Annotated in this window: 21 protein-coding genes and 1 pseudogene; 5 read left to right on the forward strand and 17 right to left on the reverse strand. The window is 58.9% G+C overall.

Annotated elements, in window-relative coordinates; genetic code table 11:
* Window positions 1-6 precede the first annotated feature (6 nt).
* The 3 genes from ftsL to mraZ form a co-directional block, all read right to left on the reverse strand.
* Window positions 7-621, reverse strand: a complete 615-nt coding sequence (ftsL, locus tag FB466_RS11845) for a cell division protein FtsL (protein WP_141918588.1) — start codon at window positions 619-621, stop codon at window positions 7-9.
* Entirely contained in the window at window positions 618-1,571 is a 954-nt protein-coding gene (gene rsmH / locus FB466_RS11850; protein ID WP_141918589.1) for a 16S rRNA (cytosine(1402)-N(4))-methyltransferase RsmH, read from the reverse strand. Before rsmH ends, ftsL begins: the two co-directional genes overlap by 4 nt.
* A gap of 129 nt (window positions 1,572-1,700) precedes the next feature.
* On the reverse strand, window positions 1,701-2,132 hold the full coding sequence (gene mraZ, locus FB466_RS11855; RefSeq protein WP_141918590.1) for a division/cell wall cluster transcriptional repressor MraZ: 432 nt from the start codon (window positions 2,130-2,132) through the stop codon (window positions 1,701-1,703).
* A gap of 368 nt (window positions 2,133-2,500) precedes the next feature.
* Between mraZ and FB466_RS11860 the strand changes: the two genes are divergently transcribed.
* Entirely contained in the window at window positions 2,501-2,917 is a 417-nt protein-coding gene (locus FB466_RS11860) for a hypothetical protein (protein ID WP_141918591.1), read from the forward strand.
* Here FB466_RS11860 and FB466_RS14020 read toward each other — a convergent pair.
* The 3 genes and pseudogenes from FB466_RS14020 to FB466_RS11875 form a co-directional block, all read right to left on the reverse strand.
* Window positions 2,871-3,224: pseudogene (locus FB466_RS14020) on the reverse strand (transposase); the annotation flags it as partial. The gene FB466_RS11860 and the pseudogene FB466_RS14020 sit on opposite strands and share 47 nt — an antisense overlap.
* 15 nt (window positions 3,225-3,239) lie before the next feature.
* The gene (locus FB466_RS11870) at window positions 3,240-3,467 is read right to left on the reverse strand and encodes a hypothetical protein (RefSeq protein WP_141918592.1); all 228 of its coding nucleotides are present in this window, start codon (window positions 3,465-3,467) and stop codon (window positions 3,240-3,242) included.
* A 143-nt stretch (window positions 3,468-3,610) separates the two neighbouring features.
* On the reverse strand, window positions 3,611-4,006 hold the full coding sequence (locus tag FB466_RS11875; protein WP_246054650.1) for a DUF3040 domain-containing protein: 396 nt from the start codon (window positions 4,004-4,006) through the stop codon (window positions 3,611-3,613).
* 68 nt (window positions 4,007-4,074) lie between these two features.
* Between FB466_RS11875 and FB466_RS11880 the strand changes: the two genes are divergently transcribed.
* On the forward strand, window positions 4,075-5,229 hold the full coding sequence (locus FB466_RS11880) for a polyprenyl synthetase family protein (protein WP_141918593.1): 1,155 nt from the start codon (window positions 4,075-4,077) through the stop codon (window positions 5,227-5,229).
* 94 nt (window positions 5,230-5,323) lie between these two features.
* Here FB466_RS11880 and FB466_RS11885 read toward each other — a convergent pair whose 3' ends face one another.
* Complete coding sequence (locus tag FB466_RS11885) at window positions 5,324-5,668, reverse strand: Rv2175c family DNA-binding protein (RefSeq protein ID WP_141918594.1); 345 nt, start codon at window positions 5,666-5,668, stop codon at window positions 5,324-5,326.
* 122 nt (window positions 5,669-5,790) lie between these two features.
* On the opposite strand from FB466_RS11885, the gene pknB reads away from it, so the two are divergent.
* Window positions 5,791-7,710, forward strand: a complete 1,920-nt coding sequence (pknB, locus tag FB466_RS11890) for a Stk1 family PASTA domain-containing Ser/Thr kinase (RefSeq protein WP_141918595.1) — start codon at window positions 5,791-5,793, stop codon at window positions 7,708-7,710.
* Window positions 7,711-7,782: 72 nt separating this feature from the next.
* On the opposite strand, the gene FB466_RS11895 is transcribed toward pknB, so the two are convergent.
* Complete coding sequence (locus FB466_RS11895) at window positions 7,783-9,150, reverse strand: class II 3-deoxy-7-phosphoheptulonate synthase (RefSeq protein WP_141918596.1); 1,368 nt, start codon at window positions 9,148-9,150, stop codon at window positions 7,783-7,785.
* Between the two features lie 72 nt (window positions 9,151-9,222).
* Window positions 9,223-9,912, reverse strand: a complete 690-nt coding sequence (locus FB466_RS11900; protein WP_141918597.1) for a lysophospholipid acyltransferase family protein — start codon at window positions 9,910-9,912, stop codon at window positions 9,223-9,225.
* A gap of 172 nt (window positions 9,913-10,084) precedes the next feature.
* On the opposite strand from FB466_RS11900, the gene FB466_RS11905 reads away from it, so the two are divergent.
* Window positions 10,085-11,914: an AMP-dependent synthetase/ligase gene (locus FB466_RS11905; RefSeq protein WP_425460912.1), complete on the forward strand. Its 1,830-nt coding sequence runs from the start codon at window positions 10,085-10,087 to the stop codon at window positions 11,912-11,914.
* An 84-nt stretch (window positions 11,915-11,998) separates the two neighbouring features.
* Here FB466_RS11905 and FB466_RS11910 read toward each other — a convergent pair whose 3' ends face one another.
* The 3 genes from FB466_RS11910 to FB466_RS13920 all read right to left on the reverse strand — a co-directional run bounded on the left by FB466_RS11910 (window position 11,999) and on the right by FB466_RS13920 (window position 16,144).
* Window positions 11,999-12,490 (reverse strand): peptide deformylase, encoded by a 492-nt coding sequence (locus FB466_RS11910; RefSeq protein WP_141918598.1) that lies wholly within the window; start codon window positions 12,488-12,490, stop codon window positions 11,999-12,001.
* A 22-nt stretch (window positions 12,491-12,512) separates the two neighbouring features.
* Window positions 12,513-15,920 carry a pyruvate carboxylase gene (locus FB466_RS11915; protein WP_141918599.1) on the reverse strand — a complete coding sequence of 1,136 codons (3,408 nt, stop codon included), beginning with the start codon at window positions 15,918-15,920 and terminating at the stop codon, window positions 12,513-12,515.
* 98 nt (window positions 15,921-16,018) lie between these two features.
* Window positions 16,019-16,144, reverse strand: a complete 126-nt coding sequence (locus tag FB466_RS13920; protein ID WP_281285177.1) for a hypothetical protein — start codon at window positions 16,142-16,144, stop codon at window positions 16,019-16,021.
* A 141-nt stretch (window positions 16,145-16,285) separates the two neighbouring features.
* Between FB466_RS13920 and FB466_RS11920 the strand changes: the two genes are divergently transcribed.
* Window positions 16,286-17,524, forward strand: coding sequence for an MFS transporter (locus FB466_RS11920; RefSeq protein ID WP_211344819.1), 1,239 nt, complete (start codon window positions 16,286-16,288; stop codon window positions 17,522-17,524).
* Here FB466_RS11920 and FB466_RS11925 read toward each other — a convergent pair.
* The 5 genes from FB466_RS11925 to FB466_RS11945 form a co-directional block, all read right to left on the reverse strand.
* Window positions 17,502-18,443 carry a LysR substrate-binding domain-containing protein gene (locus FB466_RS11925; RefSeq protein ID WP_141918600.1) on the reverse strand — a complete coding sequence of 314 codons (942 nt, stop codon included), beginning with the start codon at window positions 18,441-18,443 and terminating at the stop codon, window positions 17,502-17,504. The genes FB466_RS11920 and FB466_RS11925 overlap by 23 nt on opposite strands.
* On the reverse strand, window positions 18,440-19,795 hold the full coding sequence (locus FB466_RS11930) for an MFS transporter (protein ID WP_141918601.1): 1,356 nt from the start codon (window positions 19,793-19,795) through the stop codon (window positions 18,440-18,442). Before FB466_RS11930 ends, FB466_RS11925 begins: the two co-directional genes overlap by 4 nt.
* Window positions 19,796-19,843: 48 nt before the next feature.
* Window positions 19,844-20,935: an amidohydrolase family protein gene (locus FB466_RS11935; protein WP_342777459.1), complete on the reverse strand. Its 1,092-nt coding sequence runs from the start codon at window positions 20,933-20,935 to the stop codon at window positions 19,844-19,846.
* Window positions 20,838-21,362, reverse strand: coding sequence for a 3-hydroxyanthranilate 3,4-dioxygenase (locus FB466_RS11940; protein WP_141918603.1), 525 nt, complete (start codon window positions 21,360-21,362; stop codon window positions 20,838-20,840). The genes FB466_RS11935 and FB466_RS11940 overlap by 98 nt, the downstream gene beginning before the upstream one ends.
* An 81-nt stretch (window positions 21,363-21,443) precedes the next feature.
* Window positions 21,444-21,860, reverse strand: a complete 417-nt coding sequence (locus FB466_RS11945; protein ID WP_141918604.1) for a RidA family protein — start codon at window positions 21,858-21,860, stop codon at window positions 21,444-21,446.
* Window position 21,861: the final 1 nt, after the last annotated feature.

The raw sequence follows: 21,861 nt of genomic DNA on the forward strand, positions 1-21,861 counted from the left end.
CACGGTCTAGCGCGTTACCGGCGAGGGCAACGCACCCTCCCACGGTACAGGGCGCGTGTCCTGGGACGTCGTAGCCCGCTCCGGCACCGCCTTTTCTGTCGGGGAAGACTCAGCTTGAGGAGTCTCCACCGAGGCATCAGTGCCGGCAAGAGGCATACCATCGATAAGCGAGTTGGGAACACGGTTTGGCTCGGGAGCGGAAGCTTCGGCATCAACCGTGCCCAAAATCGCTCCATCGCTCAATCGCAAGTAGGCGGGCCGGTCGTTGACCACCATGCCCAGAGTATTGGCGTTCTCGGAAAGGTGCTGGGGCGAGGAAAGCTTATCAACGTCCTGGGTGACCGCACGGGCCTCACGGGCAAGATCGCGTTCTTGCAACTCCAGCGAAGAAATCTGGTAGGCACCATCTGCCTGGGCAATACTGAGCAGCAACTGTGCAGCAAGGATAACGCCCAGCATTCCCAGAGCCATAAGTGCATAAAACATGCTAGTACGAACCTTGGTGCGGGGCCGGAGAGCGATGGACAGTCGAGGTGACGGGGTGATCGGTGACGTTGTTCCCGTAGCAGGATCGAAGGGCCACAGGTCGGCATTGCCGAGAGGAACGGTGTTGTTGCTCATGAGATGCTCCTCACTTTCTCTACTGCTCGAAGTCGCACGGATGCTGACCGAGGATTAGTTAGTCGTTCGTCGTCAGAGGCTTGCTCTGCCCCCCGGGTGAGGAGCACGAGCTCCGGCTTATGTTCGGGAAGCTCGACGGGGAGACCCGCGGGTGCGGTTGACTTCGCACGGGTCGCAAAATCGTGTTTGACCAGCCGATCCTCAAGGGAGTGGTAGGACATCACAACAAGCCGTCCACCCACTGTCAGCGAGCCAATCGCTGCCGGAAGTGCCCGCTCGAGAACCGAAAGCTCCTGATTTACCTCAATCCGCAGAGCCTGGAAAACTTTTTTAGCGGGGTGACGTTGTTGCCGGAGAGCCGCGGGGGTGGCCTCCGATAAAATCTGCACCAGCTGGCCTGAGCGGGTAATCGGAGCATCCTTGCGAGCCGAGATAATGGCCCTGGCGTAACGCCCGGCCAGCTTTTCTTCCCCATAACGTTCAAAGATGCGGCGCAGGTTACCTTCGTTGTACGTGGCCAATATTTCCTCAGCCCGCACGCCTTGGTTCTGGTCCATTCGCATGTCCAACGGGGCATCTTGTGCATAGGCAAAGCCGCGCTCGGCTTCATCAAGCTGAAGGGAAGACACCCCCAGATCGAAGAGGATGCCGTGAGCGGACGGAAATCCGCTGCTAGCTATCGCCTCGGCGATACCGTCGTAGACCGTGTGCACGAGGCGCACTCGGTCTCCAAAGGGGGCGAGCCGCTCACCGGCAATGCGCAACGCGTCAGTGTCACGATCAAGCCCCACAAGTGACAGGGCAGGGAATCGTTTAAGTAGCTCCACCGAGTGTCCGGCCATGCCGAGTGTGGCATCAACCATGACCGCACCCGGATGGGAGATGGCCGGTCCCAGCAATTCAATACAACGCTCGAGGAGGACGGGAACGTGAATGTCGTTGTGCGTCATAATCTCTATCGGCTTCCGTTCCTCTGGTCGGATCCCCGTCCATCACGACCTGACACCGGGGAAGTGGAGTCAGGGGCTGGTGGATGGCTGGGGGTCGAACGAGAGGACAGCACGCAAAAACCCGCGTGCTTAAAACAGGCCGGGAATCACCTCCTCCTCAATGTTGGCGAATTCGCTTTCTTGTTCGTCCAGGTAGGACTGCCAGGATGTGGCATCCCAGATCTCGGCACGACTACCGGCTCCGATCACCACCAGCTCCCGATCAAGGCCCGCATAGGCCCGTAGAGCACCGGGAAGCGTAACCCTGTGCTGCTTATCGGGAGTTTCCGCGTGCGCTCCAGAAAGGAACACGCGAAGGTAGTCGCGACCCTGTTTGCTCGTGATTGGGGCTTCGCGGATCTTCTCATGCATAAGCTCAAACTCTCGAGCGCTAAATACGTACAGGCAATGTTCCTGCCCACGAGTAATTACCACACCGCCAGATAATTCCTCCCGAAATTTTGCCGGCAGAACAACCCTGCCCTTTTCATCAAGCTTGGGAGAGAACGTGCCAAGAAACATGAGACCCTCCCCCTTGCGCCAGTCTGACTACCGGTCCATCTTCCCCCACTTTACTCCACTTTCCACCACTCAACTGGACTTTTTACCTGAAGATGTTCTCTGAGTCATCCTCAATCGTTGATTTATCAAGGGAAACCGAAGTGGAGGGCAGCAAGGCTATATCCCACCAGAAAGAAAAAGCGCCCAAAAAAAGAACGTAAGAAACAACAGTGACGTCAGAAAATCCCTGAATTTCCAGGGCTTAAATCCGAGGCCCAGCAGTTAGGGTGGGGACCAGGGAGGAAAGTGGAGGAAGCACTGAGCGCCCGGCGACTAGGGCGTGTTGCTCTACCGGGACCTGAGATTGGGCGTTGTGTCATGTGAGGCTCGTGAGGGGCACGCTTGACTGCGACTACGACCACACGGTTCTGCAGCAGGAGCTTGAGGTCGAGTTGCATCCGAATCACCCATTCTTTGGTGCGAGGCTAGAGGTGATCGCGCACAGGCTGAGCAACGACGATGTCGTGTGCCGCCACGCTGAAACACCAGATCGGTTCTCGATCCTGCATCTGACCTGGTCGAGGAGGCCAGAGGTGGGAGTGTGCTCCCGCATCGAGGCCGATGGCCGGTGGGGGCACATCCTTGCCTACGAGGCTGGCTTCGGGGAGGCGCAAGGGCTCACGGAGATTCTTGAGCGCACGGGTGAGCATCAGCCGCTGGGACCGGCAGGTACCCTGTCACGACCTTTGATCGTCCCGACTATCTCTCTGTGCGACGAGCTCCCCGAGCGACAGGGCCGCAGTTAGGGCGTGCCGCCAGCACCGGTGCCAACCAGTCGAGGGTAGCGGCGAGGCACGGGCCGGAGTGGCGGTCGCGGGCGGCCTTGTCTGAGCGCATTGCGAGGCTGCGCCATTGCTTGATCTTGTTGAAACAGCGTTCGACGACGTTGCGGGCGCAGTAGCGGCGGCTTTGGTTTCCGCCGAAGTCGATGGGGCGTCCGGGTCGTTTGCGGTGGTGGGCGATCTGGTCATCGCATTCGGGGATCGTGGGGTGTCCGGGGTGGGCGCGCAGCCATGCACGACTCGTCCGAGAGGGGTAGCCCTTGTCGACGAGGAGGCGGTCCGGGCGCTAGCGCGGGTGCCAGGTCACGCCAGGGATGCGAATCTCCTTGAGCATAGCAGGCAGCATGGTCGCGTCCGTCACCTGACCGCTGGTGAAGATGAACACGAGGGCTCGCCCCGTGCCGTCGGCGACCGAGCGTGTCTTGGTCGTCAGCCCGCCGCGAGAGAGCCCGATCGCGTGATCAGGGGGTTCATCGCCGAAATTCTTGTAAATCGTGTTCCAGCTATCCCCCACATTACCGAGAACTCCCAAACACAGAAAACGGGCCGGACCCCTCAGGACCGACCCGCATCGCACGATAAGCGAACGTAAATTTATGGGAGGAATAGCCACCGGGATACCCATTTGTCTAGCCACATAGCTACAACCAATAAGTTCTACAGGCCACCGTCTTGTCGCTTCTCCCACCGATCAGACATCCGATCAGCAAAGGATTGCTTTGGGGTAGCTGCCCGCGCACTCGCATGAGATGATGCGCCAGGGGCTTCTTCACGGAGGGAGCGAGGGCTCCCCTTATGCGGCGAGATTGCGTAAATAACACCGCCCAGCATGGCCGCAAAGCCGATAACGCCCAGCCACGTGAGCGACGTCATGACTCCGACGAGAAGGATGATAATACCAACGACGGTGAGCAGGATTCCCAAGACGAGGGACCGATAGCTGGGTCGCACCCGACTAGCGCCCGCAGTACTCACCACATCAGACTCGCTGTTGTAGAGGTTGCGCTCCATCTCTTCCAGGAGCCGCTGCTCCCTCTCAGACAGTGCCATCATCACACCTCACATAATTTGTACATCGTTTGGGACCAGTCTAAGCCCGAGAGCCGAGCTAGGCTAGACGCGTGCCTCATAGCCCTCACTTTATCGACCATATCCAGTCTTGCTTGGACGATTTTATTGACAAGCGCCATACTATTCTTGCCGACATTAGTGCCGACGCAACCCCACTCATTACACATTCGAGGGAATTTCTCAGGGGAGGCAAACGGTTTCGTGCCCTCTTCACCTATTGGAGCTGGCAGGGAATCACCGAGATATCAGGTACCAATTCTCTCCCCTCGGCGGTTGCATACCCGAGCGAGCCGGAAGCCGTTGACCCGGCAAACTCGCCCAACTACTCCGCGATTCTGCAAGTTGCCAGCGCACTCGAACTCTTCCACGCCGCCGCACTCGTTCACGATGATGTAATCGACAACTCGGATACCCGCCGCGGCACACCGGCGGCACACCTCCGATTCGAGCGGCTACATCGCGATGGTGGGTGGCGGGGCGACCCGGCGGAGTTTGGCCGGGCCAGCGCCATCCTGCTGGGAGACCTCCTGCAGTTCTGGAGCGACGAACTTTTTAGCGACGGCATCCATGAGCTATCAGACCCCGCTGCGGCTCGACGAGCTCGGGCCCATTTCAATCAGATGCGTACAGACGTGGGTGTCGGCCAGTACCTCGACCTACTAGAGGAGCACGTCTGGGGCGAGGCCGCACACGAGGAACAACTCGAACGCTCTACTCGGGTACTCGTCTACAAATCGGCAAAGTACAGCGTGGAGGCCCCGCTCCTGATCGGGGCGGCACTGGGTGGCGCAAGCGCAGCCGCCGAGACAGCCCTCAGCGCCTTCGGGCTTCCTCTCGGCGTCGCTTTTCAACTCCGCGATGATCTCCTCGGCGTGTTTGGTGACAGCGCCGTCACGGGAAAGCCGTCCGGCGACGACCTGCGCGAGGGAAAGCAAACCGTTCTTATCGCCCTCGCCAGACGCACCATGCCCCCCGCACAGCAGCGTGCCATGGACGACCTACTCGGTAACGCGACACTCGACGAGTCGCAGATCGTCCAACTCCAAAACGCGATTCGGGAGAGTGGTGCCTATGAGTCGGTCGAAAAGATGATTGAGGACAATGTCGAACGTGCACAACGCGCGCTGCACGCGGCACCGCTCGGAGCGGAATCCGTCCGGCAACTGGCAGCGCTAGCTCACCGGGTGACTCAGCGGGTTTTTTAGATCCACAGTCAGGAAAGAAGAGGTTGCGGTGATGATTACACACCCACAACCCCTCTCTTGTTCTCTCGCGAGAACACGTCGCTCTCGGGCGATCTTAGAACGCCAGAGACATAGCTACGCGCCGCACCTCCGTCTTGCGACCGGTGCGCAGCGCTTCAATTGGCGACGTACCCAGCACCTCGTTATCGGTGAGGAGCCAGTTGACGGCTTCATCGCTGGTGAAGCCAGCATCTTCCAGCACCAAGAGGGTGCCATGCAAGACGGAAAGCGGCTCATTACCCTGCACAAAGACGGCGGGCACCTTGAGGACTCCGTCGATACGAACGGCCGCCAATTCCCGCTGCTCAATCAAACGGCGAATTCGGCCCGGTCCAACCTCAAAAAGCTCTACGAGATCGGGGATGGTGAAATAGTCAATTTGGTGTGTCGTTTCTGTCACACACACCAGACTGCCACGGTTGGAGCTCTGCACCAAGGCGAGGATGAATATTTTCCGCTGATTGCACCGGCACACCGGCCACGCGGCGACGTTTGCACAGCAAACCTACATAGACTTTCGGGGTGAGCACAGCCAGCACTGACCCCTTGATCGGTCGAATACTCGACGACCGTTATGTCGTGCGCTCGCGTATCGCCCGGGGCGGCATGGCAACTGTTTATGTGGCCACCGATAAGCGGCTCGAACGGCGTGTAGCCGTCAAAGTGATGCATGACCACCTGGCCGAGGACAACGCCTTCAAACGGCGGTTTGATCAAGAAGCTCGCTCCGCGGCCCGACTCTCCCACCCCAACGTTGTCAACGTCTACGACCAGGGCGAGGATGCTGAGCTAGCCTACCTAGTGATGGAGTACCTCCCGGGCATCACCCTCCGAGACCTCTTGAAATCTCAGGGATCACTCACCGCCGATCAAACGCTCGAAATCAGCGAAGCCGTATTGAGTGGGCTCGCGGCCGCTCACAACGAAAAGATTGTGCACCGGGATCTGAAACCGGAGAACATTCTGCTCGCGGATGACGGGCGGATCAAACTGAGCGATTTTGGCCTGGCACGAGCCGCTAGCGCCAACACGACAACAGGGCAAGCCCTTCTTGGCACCATCGCCTACCTCTCCCCCGAGCTTGTGACCAAGGGATTAGCAGACGAGCGCAGCGATATCTATGCCTTCGGCATCGTCATGTACGAGATGCTTACGGGGGTGCAGCCCTTTGTCGGTGAGCAGCCTATGCAGATTGCGTACCAGCACGCCAACGAAGACGTTCCATTGCCCAGTGCGGTAACCACAACATCAACGCCCGAATTAGACCGGCTCGTCCGTTGGGCCACCCAGCGAGATCCCGCACATCGTCCGACAGATGCCAAGATGCTCCTTGATGAGTTACGTCATGTGCGCTCGGGCGCGAGCATTAATCCCAGCAGCGCCTTTACCACTGTGATGCCTCCCCTCGATTTCCCCACCTCGACCACCACGGTGATTCACCCCACTCCACCCGTTGAGCCTGCGCCTCTCGCACAGGTTGCTCCCGCTCCGCAGCCGCCCAGCAGCATCGACAGTATTCGTGTAACGACAGCCCGGCGTCGGCGTCAGGGCGCTCTCACTCTCGGCATTGTACTTGCCACCGCCCTTGCGCTCGGAGTGACCGGCTGGTGGTTTGGTGCGGGTCCAGGGTCCCTGATTGCGATTCCCAATGTTGTCAACAAGGAGGTGAGCACCGCCCAGAGCGAACTGGCCGCACTCGATCTCAGCGTCACCACCAATAAATGCCCCAGTCTGACCGTTCCGGTGGGCAGCGTCACAGAGATGAAACCTGCCGCCGGCACCCGCGTCGCTCACGATAGCGATGTGATTATCTGCGAGTCCACCGGGCCAAGACTACTTCCCGTTCCCGAACTGGTCGGGCTCGATAAAGACGCTGCGATCACGGCAATCACGGAGGCAGAGTTTGTTTTTGGCTCGGTTACTGAGGAGAAATTTACCCCGGATTCCCCTCGTGGCACCGTACTGGCCGCGGTCGATGCCGATGGCAACACACTCGGTGCCCAACTCAACGAGCAAGAGACAATCAACCTTGTTGTATCAGCCGGCCAGATTCCCGCCGTCGCCGGTCTTACCCTGGACCGTGCCGCCGCCGCACTAGCCGATGCCGGGCTCGTTTATGACCCGACCCAGAACATTGAGACATACAGCAGCACGGTTGCACAGGGCATCGTTATTGCGCTCACACGTGTGGGAGATGTGGTGCACACGGGGGATGCACTGGGCCTTGAGGTCTCACGAGGACCAGAACTCTTCGAGGTTCCTGATGTCACTGGCAAGTCCATCAAGGATGCAATGTCCACGATAGCTGCGGCGGGCTTTAAGGCCGAAACCTCGGTTCCTGAGCTATTCTGGGGCGTTGCGACCGTCTCAGAAACAACCCCCCAGGCCGGAGATATGGTGGAAAAAGGAACGACCATCACGCTCACCTTCGCCGGGTCGTAGGGAGCGGTATCAGCAGGAATAACGTCGAGAGGGGGGACCGTAGTACGGTCGCCCCCTCTCGACATCGGGCGGTTACTTGGTGAGTTCTTCGGCCACCTGGAAGGCAAGCTCAAGCGATTGCATATGGTTGAGTCGCGGGTCGCACAGCGACTCGTAGCGAGTAGCGAGAGTCGCCTCGTCAATATTCTCAGAGCCCCCCAAGCACTCAGTGACATCGTCCCCCGTGAGCTCAACGTGGATACCGCCCGGGTACGTGCCAACGGAACGGTGCGCCTCGAAAAACCCTTTGAGCTCGTCCATGACATCGTCAAATCGACGCGTCTTGTAGCCGGTGGGGGTGGTGATGCCATTACCGTGCATTGGATCGGTTACCCACAGTGGAGTGGCTCCGCTATCACGCACCGCGGCCAGGAGGGGCGGCAGCGCATCCCGAATCGTGCCTGCACCCATGCGGGTGATGAAGGTCAGACGGCCCGGCTCGCGGTGGGGGTCGAGCTTGTCAATCAGGCGCAAGGCGTCATCGGGTGCCGTGCTCGGACCCAGCTTGACCCCGATAGGGTTGCGCACCCGGGAAAGGAAATCGACGTGGGCACCATCAAGATCGCGGGTACGCTCACCAATCCACAGAAAGTGCGATGAGGTGTTATAGGCCGCGCCTGTGCGCGAGTCAATGCGGGTCATCGGGCGCTCGTAGTCAAACAAGAGAGCCTCGTGGCTGACATAGAATTCCGTACGCCGCATCTCGGCAAAGTCTGCACCACAGGCAACCATGAAGCGCACGGCGCGGTCAATTTCCTTGGCCAACTTGTCGTAGCGGGCATTTGCCGGGTTGGAAGTGAAGCCCTTGTTCCAATCGTGTACCTGCCGAAGATCAGCAAAACCACCCTGGGTGAACGCCCGAATGAGATTAAGCGTCGAGGCCGCGGTGTGGTAACCCTGAACCAGCCGGGCCGGATTGGCCTCACGTGATTCGGGCGTAAATTCGTAACCGTTGACGATATCACCGCGGTAGGCGGGCAGCGTCACCTCACCTCTCGTCTCGGTGTCGTTTGAACGGGGCTTGGCGAACTGGCCTGCCATCCTTCCCACCTTAATCACGGGCATGGAGGCCCCGTAGGTGAGCACAACCGCCATCTGGAGAAGGGTCTTCACCCGGTTGCGGATCTGATCGGCAGTCGCACCCGCAAACGTCTCCGCGCAATCGCCGCCCTGAAGGAGAAAAGCCTCGCCTCGTGCAGCGGTGGCCAGTCGTTCCCGTAGCTGATCCACCTCACCGGCAAAAACAAGGGGGGGCAGCGCGGCGATCTCGCTGGAGGCGGTATGCAGACCATCCCGATTCAGCCACTGCGGTTGCTGTTTCGCCACGAGAGTGCGCCAATAGTCGAGACCCGCCAGTACGTCCTCAGGGGTACGATCAGGGGAACTAGAAAGATCTGGCACTATTCTTCTCTCTCAGACGATAACGACGCGCACCACTGGCAACGCGTCGTTGAGGATTGTTGATTGAACATCCTACTGGGCTTTGATTGGTGTTGCGGCACGGACAGTCGATGCATAAACATCTACATAATCTTGACGGCTCAACTTCTGCAACTCATACATGAGCTCGTCGGTGATCGAACGTAGAATAAAGCGGTCGCCGTCCATTCCCTGGAAGCGGCTGAAATCAAGTGGCTCACCAATAACCGTTCCGATCCGGCGGATTTTTGGCAGGCGACGACCAATAGGCATGGCCTTCTCGGTGTCCACCATTGCGACCGGAAGGACCGGGACACCGGATTCGAGAATCATACGGGCAACCCCCGTGCGGCCCCGGTACATTTTTCCCGTAGGGCTGCGGGTTCCCTCAGGGTAAATACCGAGCACCAAACCGCGAGAGAGCAGATCAAGACCAGTGTTCAGAGAGGCCTCCGAGGCTTTACCTCCAGAGCGGTCAATGGGCATCTGGCCGGATGCTAGCATGAAGCTTTTCGTGAGCCATCCCTTAATCCCCCGACCCGTGAAGTAATCACTCTTCGCTAAGAAAAAGACGTGGCGATCGATCATGATCGGAAGAAAAACAGAGTCGATGACAGAGAGATGATTGCTCGCCAGAATCACGCCGCCCTCCTTAGGAATGTTTTCGGCCCCGGTGACCCAGGGGCGAAAGATCGTCTTCAGGAGCGGCCCAACGATCAGATGCTTCATGATCCAATAAAACACAGTGATTCTTCCTCAGCCTCGAACAGCGTCCAGCCTACAACGTTCCGCCACTCCCACCGACATATATGCACCCCGAAGAATGTCAACTAGAGTGGGCACCACTAAATATTAAGGCGTGCTGCACGTAACTCAGGCATGTGGCAGGCTACCGTTCGGTACCAAAGGAGTTGCCGTGAACCAGGCAGATACCCCTCTTGTAATGAATCTCAGACCCGATGACAACGCCACCGACCTACTCGTCAACCGCGTTACCCACACCCCCGAGCGGGTGATTTTTGCTCTTCCCGTTGGCGACGAATGGAGCGATGTTACTGCACGAGAGTTTCACTCTCAGGTGGTTGACCTTGCTAAGGGGTTGGTATCGGCCGGTATTCAGCCCGGCGATAAAGTCGGCTTTATCTGCACAACAAAGTACGAGTGGAGTCTCGTTGACTTCGCGCTCTGGTTTGCCGGTGCCGTCATGGTTCCGATTTACGAAACCTCCTCACCCGCACAGATCCGCTGGATCATGGAGGACTCCGGGGCTGCGGCCATCATCCTCGAAACGGCCGAGCACTCCGCCCGATTCGACGAGGTGCGCGCCGACCTACCACTCGTCACCACGCTATTGCGCATGGATCTCAATGACCTGAGTAAACTCGTCGAGGCGGGGACTACCGTAGCTGACGAAGAAATCGAACGCCGCCGCACCCTAGCGGTGGGGTCGGATATCGCGACCCTGATCTATACATCGGGCTCGACTGGCAAGCCTAAGGGCTGCGTGCTCACCCACTCTAACTTTGTGGAGACCTCACGTAACGCGGCCGGAGCACTCCAAGTCATGCTCCAGGAGGGAGCCTCAACCCTGCTCTTTATTACCACAGCGCATATCTTTGCTCGGTTTATCTCGGTGCTCAGTGTGCACGCCGGAGTACGGGTGGGGCATCAGGCGGATACAAGCCAGCTGCTGCCAGCGCTGGGTTCATTTAAACCCACGTTCCTTCTCGCTGTTCCCCGAGTTTTTGAAAAGGTGTACAACTCTTCGGAGCAGAAGGCCGAGGCTGGCGGTAAAGGGAAAATTTTCCGCGCGGCCGCCCGCACAGCAGTGGAGCACTCCCACGCACTCGACGCCGGCACGGTGAGCCTGGGCCTCCGGTTACGCTTCGCCCTGTTCAACCGTCTCGTTTATTCAAAAATCCGGGCGGCACTCGGCGGCAACACCCGCTACGCGGTATCCGGCTCTGCCCCCCTAGGGGACCGCCTGGGCCACTTCTACCGCAGCCTCGACCTCACGATTATGGAGGGCTACGGTCTCACCGAAACAACAGCCCCCGCGACCGTCAACCTGCCACAAAACTTCAAGATAGGTACGGTGGGTCCGCCCCTTCCCGGTGTAAGCGTACGCATCGCGGCCGACGGGGAGGTTCTGGTCAAGGGCGTGAACGTGTTCGACCGCTATTGGAAGAACGAGGCAGCCACGGCCGAGTCTTTCACCGAAGACGGCTACTTTAAAACCGGCGACATGGGCAGTCTCGACTCGGAGGGTTACCTCAGCATCACGGGTCGCAAAAAAGAGATCATCGTGACCGCCGGTGGAAAAAATGTGGCCCCGGCCTACCTGGAGGACCCCCTCCGGGCGCACCCGCTCATCGGGCAGGCTGTCGTTGTTGGTGATCGAAAACCGTACATCGCCGCGCTCATCACACTTGATACCGAGATGATGCCAACCTGGCTCGCCAACCAGGGCGAGAACCCCGCTATGACCCTCGATGCGGCTTGCCGGAACCCCCGAATTTTGGCTGAAATTCAAGTAGCAATTGACGAAGCCAACAGCAGAGTGTCCCGCGCAGAGTCAATTCGCAAATTCACGATCCTCCCCCTGGAGTTTACGGAGGCCAGTGGTCATCTCACACCCAAGATGAGTATCAAGCGGAACGTGATTCTCGCAAACTTTGCAGCAGAGATCGAGGGTCTGTATAGCGGACACGAGCCGACGACCGGACACATCGCTGTCGAACATTGAGCACGCGCACCCAGCACTGGGCCCTTTCCTGCCCCGTGCTGGGTGCGCGTCAAAACCGCATTGTCTTAAAACCACCGCATTGTCTTAAAACCACTCAGACTCGCGGATACGGCGATAGGCCATCCCACGATTCTCCCGGTCAAGCCGGTCGAGATACAGCATCCCCTCAAGGTGGTCGCACTCATGCTGCAACGCCTGGGCCAAGAGGCCCTCGCCCTCGAGGACAACCCTCTCGCCCGCCAAGTTGACGCCCTCAACCCGGGCAAACGGATAACGCTCCACGGGGAACCAGAGCTCTGGCACAGAAAGGCACCCCTCGCCGATCTTCGCGGGTTCACCTGACAGTTCCGTGACGACGGGATTCAGGATGTAGCCGACTTCGCCCTCAACGTTATAGCTGAAGGCGCGCAGGTCTACACCAATTTGATTCGCGGCAACACCAGCCCTCCCCGGAAGCTTGACCGTATCAATCAAATCCGTGACCAGGCCGGTGATGCCAGCATCCCGAACGTCAATGTATCGACACTCCGATTTCAGGACGGGATCACCAAAAATGCGTATTGCTCGTTCTGCCATGTGTTTTAGTCTGCCATGAGGGCTACAGCGTGACGGCCACCGCGGCCAGCAGGTCGCCAGCTTCGACCTGGCGAGTACCCGCAAAAATGACACGCTCCACCGTACCCGCAACCGGTGTGGTAATGGCGGCCTCCATTTTCATAGCCTCAATCGTGGCAATCGGCTGACCCGCTTCGAGCACATCGCCCACGGCCACCTTCAACGTCACCGCACCAGAGAAGGGTGCTGCCACATGGCCAGGCTGGGTTTTATCAGCCTTCTCTGCCGCAACGGTATCCACTGACACCCCACGATCGCGGATGAAAACCGGGCGCAACTGGCCGTTCATGGTTGTCATAACGGTGCGCATACCTTTATCGTCGGCGTCGCCGATTGCCTCAAGACCCACGTAAAGGCGTACACCTCTCGCGATATCGACGGCGTGCTCGGCGCCCTGGACCAATCCATAGAGATAGTCGCTCGTGTCCAGAACAGACAGATCACCGTACTCCTCCTGGGTCGCCTCAAACTGTGCCGTGGGTACGGGAAAAAGCAGGCGATTAAGAGTGGTCCGACGACCGGCACTCTCCCCCGCAAGCACCTCCAGGTCGGCATCCGACACCGGCGTCACCCCAATGTTGACGGTGCGCCCCCGCAGAACCTTGCTACGGAAGGGTTCAGGCCAGCCACCAGGCAGGTCGCCCAATTCGCCCGCCATAAAGCCCACAACCGAGTCGGGCACATCATAGTTCTGAGGGTTCTCCTCAAAATCAGTCGGATCGGCTTTGACCGCTGCAAGGTGCAGGGCAAGGTCTCCGACGACCTTGGAGGATGGTGTGACCTTGGGAACGCGTCCGAGGATACGATCCGCCGCAGCGTACATGTCCTCGATGAGCTCAAAGTCGTCGGCGAGGCCCAACGCGATCGCCTGCTGACGCAGGTTGGAGAGTTGCCCGCCGGGAATCTCGTGTAGATAGACACGACCCGTGGGGCCGGGCAGACCCGATTCGAAGGGACGGTACACCTGACGCACAGCATCCCAGTATGGTTCAAGGTCGAGGACATTCTGCAGGTTGATGCCCGTGTCTCGATCAGTGTCGGCGAGGGCCGCCACCAGTGATGAGAATGAGGGTTGGCTGGTCGTACCGGCCATTGGTGCACTCGCCACGTCAACCGCGTCAACACCCGCGTTGCTTGCCGCAAGCAGAGTAGCCAACTGGCCGCCAGCAGTATCGTGAGTGTGCAGATGCACGGGGACGTCAAAGCGCTCACGAAAGGCCGTCACCAATTTCTCGGCCGCGGCAGGACGCAGAAGACCCGCCATATCTTTGATTGCCAGAATGTGGGCACCACTGTCCACGATCTGCTCGGCCAAGCGGAGATAGTAGTCGAGTGTGTACAGGTCCTCGGCAGGGTTGAGTAGATTCCCGGTATAGCAAACCGCAACCTCAGCGAGTGAAGTTCCTGTGTTGAGCACCGCGTCAATGGCCGGCCGCATCTGGCTCACGTCATTGAGCGCGTCGAAGATCCGAAAGATATCGACGCCCGTTGCCGCCGCCTCCGATACGAAGGCGTCAGTCACCTCCGTGGGGTAGGGGGTATATCCCACCGTATTGCGCCCCCGCAGGAGCATCTGAATCGCGACGTTAGGCAGAGCCTCACGCAGGTCCGCGAGACGTACCCACGGGTCTTCGCCGAGGAAACGCAGTGCAACATCGTACGTCGCACCACCCCAGGCCTCAACCGACAGAAGCTCCGGAGTGAGCCGGGCCACATGTGGGGCAACAGCCAACAGGTCTTTGGTCCGCACGCGAGTAGCAAGCAAGGACTGGTGAGCATCCCGGAACGTAGTTTCGGTGACCGCAAGCCGAGTCTGCGCGCGCAACTCGGCAGCAAAGGCGGCAGGACCCACCTCTCGGAGGCGATCACGCGAGCCGGGACGGATATCTCCAGCCAGACCACGTGCGGGTAGCTTATCCGACGGAATGATGTTTGTGGGCCGTGCCCCGTGTGGCTGGTTGACCGTCACATCGGCCAGCCACGTGAGTGCCTTGGTACCGCGGTCCTTCGAGCGGTGTAGAACAAGCAGTTCGGGCCGCTCCTCAATGAACGCGGTGCTCACATCACCAGCCTGGAATTGCGGATCATCAAGTACCGCCTGAAGGAATGGGATGTTGGTGGCCACCCCACGGATCCGAAACTCGGCGAGAGCTCGCTGTGCACGGGTGACCGCTGCACCGAAGTCGCGGCCACGGCAGGTGAGCTTGGCCAGCATGGAATCGAAGTGTGGGCTGATCTGGGCTCCAGGATTGATGGTTCCCCCGTCGAGGCGCACACCGCCACCGCCCGGCGAACGGTATGTGGTGATCTTCCCCATATCGGGGCGGAAGCCCTGCGAGGGATCCTCCGTAGTGATACGACACTGGAGTGCCGCACCACGCAGGTGGATATCCCGCTGCTCAAGTCCCAACTCAGCCAGGGTAGCCCCCGCGGCAATACGCATCTGGGCCTGCACCAGGTCTACATCGGTCACTTCCTCGGTGACGGTATGTTCCACCTGAATCCGCGGGTTCATCTCGATGAAGACGTGCTCCCCGGCACGCTCACCGGCGGTGTCAACCAAGAATTCAACCGTGCCCGCGTTTTCGTAGTTGATTGAACGAGCGAAGGCCACTGCATCGCGATACAGGGCCTGGCGGAGTTCCTCCGAGATATTGGGAGCCGGAGCGATCTCAACAACCTTTTGATGACGGCGCTGCACGGAGCAATCACGCTCAAATAGGTGCACGGTTCCGCCCTGTTTATCAGCGAGAATCTGAACCTCAATGTGACGTGGACGCAGCACGGCCTGCTCGATAAACATGGTGGAGTCGCCAAAAGCGCTTTCAGCTTCGCGCATGGCCGCTTCAAGAGCCGGACGGAGATCTTCAGGCCGGTCAACGCGACGCATCCCGCGACCGCCGCCGCCCGCGACCGCCTTAGCAAAAACGGGGAACCCGATACCGTCGGCACCGGAGACTAACTCATCAAGGTCCCGTGTGGGCGGCGTCGACCTCAGAACCGGAACACCCGCGGCGATCGCGTGTTCCTTTGCGGTGACCTTATTACCCGCCATCTCAAGCGCCATGGTGGGTGGGCCGATAAAGGTGATGCCATGAGCCTTCGCCGCCGCAGCAAGATCCGGGTTCTCCGAGAGGAAGCCGTAGCCGGGATAGATCGCATCGGCCCCCGACTCCACAGCAACTCGGATAATCTCATCTACGTTAAGGTAGGCACGCACGGGATGGCCCACCTCGCCAATCTGGTAGGCCTCATCGGCCTTCAGCCGGTGCAGTGAATTGCGGTCCTCGTAAGGAAAAACCGCCACGGTTTTGGCACCCAGCTCATACGCAGCCCGAAACGCGCGAATAGCAATTTCACCGCGGTTTGCCACAAGAATTTTTGTAAACATTGAAGCCTTTCGCTGTACGGCTCACCCGATTGTGAGCGTCTAACGCCTGTTCTAAGACTAGGCCACGATAGGTCGCGGCCGGGTGCAGCGGCCGCCACCTAGACAGCCCAAACACCCAAAAAGCTGCTGAGCATTACCACGGGGCGGCCTTTTATCGCCACCACCACGATTTCCGCGCGGTTTTCCTCACCCCACTCCTCCGCCAAATAAGCATAGGGTTGCATGAGAAAAGCATAGTAGCGCTGCACTTAAACGGGTCGAAACGGCGTCCCTGAATCGTACAGTGGTTAACGGCGGTCCGCGGCAATGAGATCGTTATATGTCCTCGCCGGCCGTGGCGACAAACCCCGTGAAGGAATACACCCGTGAGTTCCCCCGCAGCCGGCCCATCACGTCGCTGGCTCTACCTGGCGGTTGGGCTGCTTGCCCAGACATCCAGTAGCATTTTCCAGTTCGGGATGCCATTCCTCCTCCCCCAGCTGCGAGACCTCGTGGGGGGATCCCTCGTGCAGGCCGCTTTCCTGGCTGCCTGCCCCAATCTGGGGCTTATGGCGACACTCATTGCCTGGGGATGGGTAGCCGATAAACGCGGCGAACGATTCACCATGGCAATTGGCCTCACCGTTGGTGGTCTTCTCATCGGGGCTACGCTCCTCACCTCATCGGCCCTAGCGCTCGGCGGACTACTGTTCTGCGCGGGTGCAGCATCGGCATCGGTCAATGCGGCCTCCGGGCGTGTCATCATGGGTTGGTTTAGCGCACATGAGCGCGGGCTGGCGATGGGAATCCGACAAACTGCCCAACCGCTGGGCGTCGCGATTGCGGCGTTTGCGCTTCCCCTCGTTGCTGAGCAGCACAGTCTGCAAGAAGCCCTGCTCCTATCGGCCGGACTGTGCACTGCGGTGGGTATCCTGGTATACCTGCTGATAGCAAACCCCCCGCAGCCTGCATACACAGATCATTCTGCAGGCCATTCCCCCTATCGACACGCGCTCGTCTGGCGCATCCACGCTGCCAGCGCCCTGCTAATCGTGCCCCAGTTCACGGTATCCGCCTTTGCCTTCCTCTACCTGATCGAGGCGCGGGGCATCGACCCGGTTGCCGCAGGCGGCATGTTGTCGGTAACGCAGCTCGTGGGTGCCGGCGGACGAGTGCTTGTCGGGATATGGTCTGATCGGGTCCACAGCCGCTTCGGCCCGCTGCGGACGCTGTCCTACACAGGAGCGGCCGTAATGGCCCTGTTTGCCTGGACAGCCTATGCGGATTCCCCGCTTGCTATCCCCGCACTCCTGGTCGCCTCAGTAATCACGGTAGGCAACAACGGGCTATCGTTCACAGCAGTGGCCGAGGCCGCAGGCAGTGCATGGTCCGGGCGGGCCCTCGGCGCGCAGAATACGGTGCAGAACCTGGTGGCAACGGCCACGCCGACTGCCATCGCGGCACTCATAACGACTGCGGGCTTTGCCGGGAGCTTCGCCGCAGTTGTGCTGTTTCCACTCGCAGCCGCCTGGGTGACGCCACCACGATCAGCGGAACATCTGGGAGCTGAACTGCCCGCGGTGCCCCCTCCCGTTCCTCACCCTACGGCTCCATCATCTGGGTAGCCCGGGTTCCGTGCACACGGAGGTGTTCCAGAAATTGTTCCCCCGTTGGCACAATCTTTCGCGCCGCGTTGTAGATGAGCCCAACGCTCTGCTCCACTCCCGTGAGCCGGAGCGGAAGAAGGCTAAGCTGCTCATCCTCACTCGCAATAAGCTGTGGGAGGGCCGCAATGGTCTCACCCGCAATCATCAGATTACGCATGGTGATCAGAGAGGTACACTGAACGATATTGCGCGGTAGCGGAACCTGCTCCCCCACAAAAAACTGCTCAAGCTCCTTACGCAAGGCTGTCTGTTCAAGAGGGAAAATCCAAGGATAGCGGGCCAGTTCGGCCAACGTCAGATCACGCTTCTCGGCGAGCGGATGCCCCTTACGGGCAACCAACCGGATCGGTTCACGGTGCAGTTCCTTCATCACAAAATCGGGCTGCAGGAAGGCACCGCTCAGGCGACCCACGACGAGATCAACGGAACCATCTTTCAAGCCGGCGACCAGCTCATCAGGGGTATTCTCACGAACAATAACGTTCACATGCGGGTGTTCGCTTTTAAAGCTTGAGATAGCTTGAGGAAGAAGAAAATTGGAGCCGCTGAGGTGGTTACCAATAACGATACTGCCCAGGTGCCCCTGGGCGAGCAGGGCGAGGTTACGCTCGGTGTCACGTAGCCGCGCAACGATGACAGCAGCATCCTCCAGAAAAGTATCGCCGTACACGGTGGGCGTGACCCCGTGTGCGCCCCGCACAAACAGGGTCACCCCGAGAATATCTTCCAACTCGTGAAGAGCCCTCGTCACCACCGGCTGGGTGATGTACAGACTCTCCGCGGCTCGCGCCAGACTGCCGCTCTCGGCGATCGCGAGCACCATTTTAATATGGCGCAGTTTGAGGCGACCGTCGAGAAGGGCGTCCTGACCGATCATGACGTAGTGGTCACCTTTCCAAGTTTTAGAGGATTCCGTGGAATAGCAAGGACAACAACGAGGCCAATCGCCGCGACAGCAGCAAACACATAAAAGTTGACCTGGTATCCGAGTGCGTGCGAAGCAATATAACCGCCGACCAGCGGGCCGCTAATCGCGCCAAGTCTACCCACCCCCAGCCCCCAGCCCAGCATCGAGGGGCTCAGATGCTGCGGATAGTGCGTGGCGCAGTAACCCGTCACGAGCGTCTGAGTACCCACCGTTCCCCAGCCAGCCAAGAAGACAGCAGTGTACAAGACGAGTTGCGGCAGCATGATGCTCAGCACCAGGATCGCCACAAAGGCCACACCAAACGAGAACATAACGGTTCGCTTGTCGCCCCAGCGTGACGCGAGAAACGAGGCCCCAATCCCACCAATCACGGCACCGACGTTGAACACAAGAAGGAAGGTCAACGATGCACCTAGGTTGTATCCGGCCCCCGCCATAATCTGAGGTAGCCACGTGTTCATGCCATAAACCAGCAGCAAGCCGCAGAAGAACGTCAAGGTAAAAAGTAGCGTGGACCGCAACCAACGCGCGGAGAAAAGCTGCCTGAAATTTGTCAGCCCCCTGGCCCGATTAACGCTAATCGTTTCGGTTGTCACGGTCACGAGAGACGGCAGCACAATATCGTCATAAACCAGCCCATACTTAGCGGCGACGGCACGCGCCTCCTTCTCAGATCGACGCTGCGCTAGATAGGAGACCGACTCAGGTAGCTTGAAAATAATGAGGGGCAGAGTCAAGATAACGGGCAACCCTCCAAACGCATACAACCAGCGGAAGTCCAGAGCCGGAAGCAGGTTAATCGCGAGAAGCGAAGCCACCACACCACCAACCGGGTATCCACTGAACATGATCGCGTTGACAATCTGCCGATATTTTTTAGGTGAGAACTCGACAGTCATCGCAATACATGTCGGCACCACAGCGCCGAGCCCCAATCCGACAAAAAACCGCAACGCCATAAAGACCTCAGCGTTGGGGGCGAGCGCGGTCAGTAACATTCCCACCGAGAACCAAGAAACCGACACAATCAGAATCCGTCGACGACCCAGAACTTCGGTGAATGCACCAATCGACATGGTGCCGATGAACATTCCGGCCAAGGCTAAACTACCCGTGTAGCCAATCATCTCGGGGGTAAAATTCCACGCCTTATCGGCCAGGATGCTTTGGGTAGTGGACCCAAAAACTACTAAATCGTAGCCATCAAAAACAATCGTCAGGAAGCAGATAATGGGGACAAAGAGGAATTTAAACCTCGACACCCCCGTCGTCGTTTGTTCAGGTACTGCAGAGACAGTCATGAGTGCTCTCCTTTGAGCCGGCGACACTACGGTAGCCGATTTGTACAGCTAAATGGGGGGTTGGATACCCAGAAAAGTTGACGCGTTGCGGAAAAGAATCTGTTCCCTCTCCCTATCCGACAGGAAATCAGACTTGTCAACGACAGCGCCAACGGGGCGCTCACCCAAGGGATACGGATAATCGCTGCCTACCATCACTCGGTCGGCACCGAGGGTGTCAACAAGTAACCGGAGGGCTTCCGGGCGGAAGACCACCGAGTCAACGCTAAACCGGTTCAGGTAGTAGCTCGGCGGATGCTCCGACGTGGCAATAAGGTCGGCACGGTTGTGCCAGGCGTTCTCAAAACGTCCCATCCAGTACGGGAAAGAACCACCGCCGTGGGCGAAACAGAGCCGAAGAGTATCGGGCACGCGATCAAAAACACCGCCGAGGATCAGCGCCAGAATGGATAAGTGTGTCTCCTCCGGCATCCCGGACAGCCACTGGGCCATCCACCGATCATTTCGAGGAGTCTTCTTCATTCCCCACGGATGGACAAAGACGGGCACATTTCGATCAGCACAGTGCTGGAGAAACGTCACGATTCCTTCATCGTCCAGATCGCGGTCACCGATGTGATTGCCTATTTCTACACCCCTATGACCGTTGGCCATCGCACGATCAAGTTCGGCACACGCCTTATCCGCATCCTGAAGGGGAACCTGGCAGAAGGGAAGGAGGCGGCCCTCCCCCTCGGCGCAGATCTCCAACGCGATGTCGTTGAAGATCCGCGCCACGTGAAGGGCAACATCGCCGGTTTCCTCGTATGCAAAGAAAACGGGGGTCGGCGAAACCACCTGCACCGAGACACCATCCGCATCCATGTCTGCTAACCGCACATGAGGGTTCCAGGCGTTATCTTCAACGCGACGAAACTCTTTTGTGCCGATCATAATCATGGCTTCACGCTCGGAATCAACCCGAAGTCGCGGTAACCCATCACCCAGATCGGGCCAGCTGGACGGAACGTAATGCGAGTGAATGTCTACGGTGCCCAACGAGTTAGCCCTTTCCGGGGTGAACGGTACCGCACTCGGAGCAGGTGCGAGCCTCAAGATCTTCGTGGAAGGCGGCAAACAGCGGAGGCATGTCGTCCTCAATGCTGTTCAGTTGAACCTCGGCCTCGTAAACCTTGTGGTTACAGTTGGTGCAGAACCACTGGAACTTCTCCAGCGTGCCGGGCTTACGTACCCGCTCAACAACGATACCGATTGACCCCTCCTCGGGACGCTGGGGCGAGTGCGACGTGTTACCGGGAAGCAGCCACATCTCACCCTCGCGGATGTCGATGCGCTTAAGGCCCTCCTCCGTCTGGATATTGACGTGCATATTGCCCTTGACCTGGTAAAACCATTCTTCGTAGGGTTCGTAGTGGAAGTCGTAACGCACGTTGGGTCCACCAACGATCATCACAATGAAGTCCTCCGACATCTCGAAGATCTGCTTGTTATTGACCGGGGGCTGCAGCAGATGTTGGTTCTCGTCAAGCCACTTCGGGAAATTAATTACTGGGGGGATTGTCGTCATGTTGACTGTCCTTTCTCTCTTGTTTTCTCATCGTTGAGACCTCACGCACGGTGGGTTCCCGGTTCCGGTGGGCCCTTACCACTACGGTCGTTTAAGGTGCGCGATGCCCTGCATCTCGATGAGCAGGTGGGGGTGCGGCAGCTGATGTACAGCGACCGTGGTTCGGGTGGGGCCGGACTCGTCAAAGAATTCGGCATACGTCTCGTTGTAGCCACCAAAGTCGTTCATATTGACGAGGTAGGTTGTGACCTGCACGAGGTCGGAGAGCTCAGCACCGACCACGGCCAGAAGCTCACGCATATTTGTAATGACGGCCGCAGTCTGGGCTCTAATGTCCAGGGTAGTCACGCCAAAGTTGTCCACAGATGCGCCCTCAATGGTGTTATCCGGGTTACGGCTGCTCGTCCCCGAAACAAAGACGAGGTCGCCCACAACCTTGATGTGGGGAAATCTGCCGCGGGGTATGGCTTTACCGTCAACAACAACTGCCTCAGCCATA

The organism is Klugiella xanthotipulae (genome assembly GCF_006716695.1).
Taxonomy (GTDB): Bacteria; Actinomycetota; Actinomycetes; order Actinomycetales; family Microbacteriaceae; genus Klugiella; species Klugiella xanthotipulae.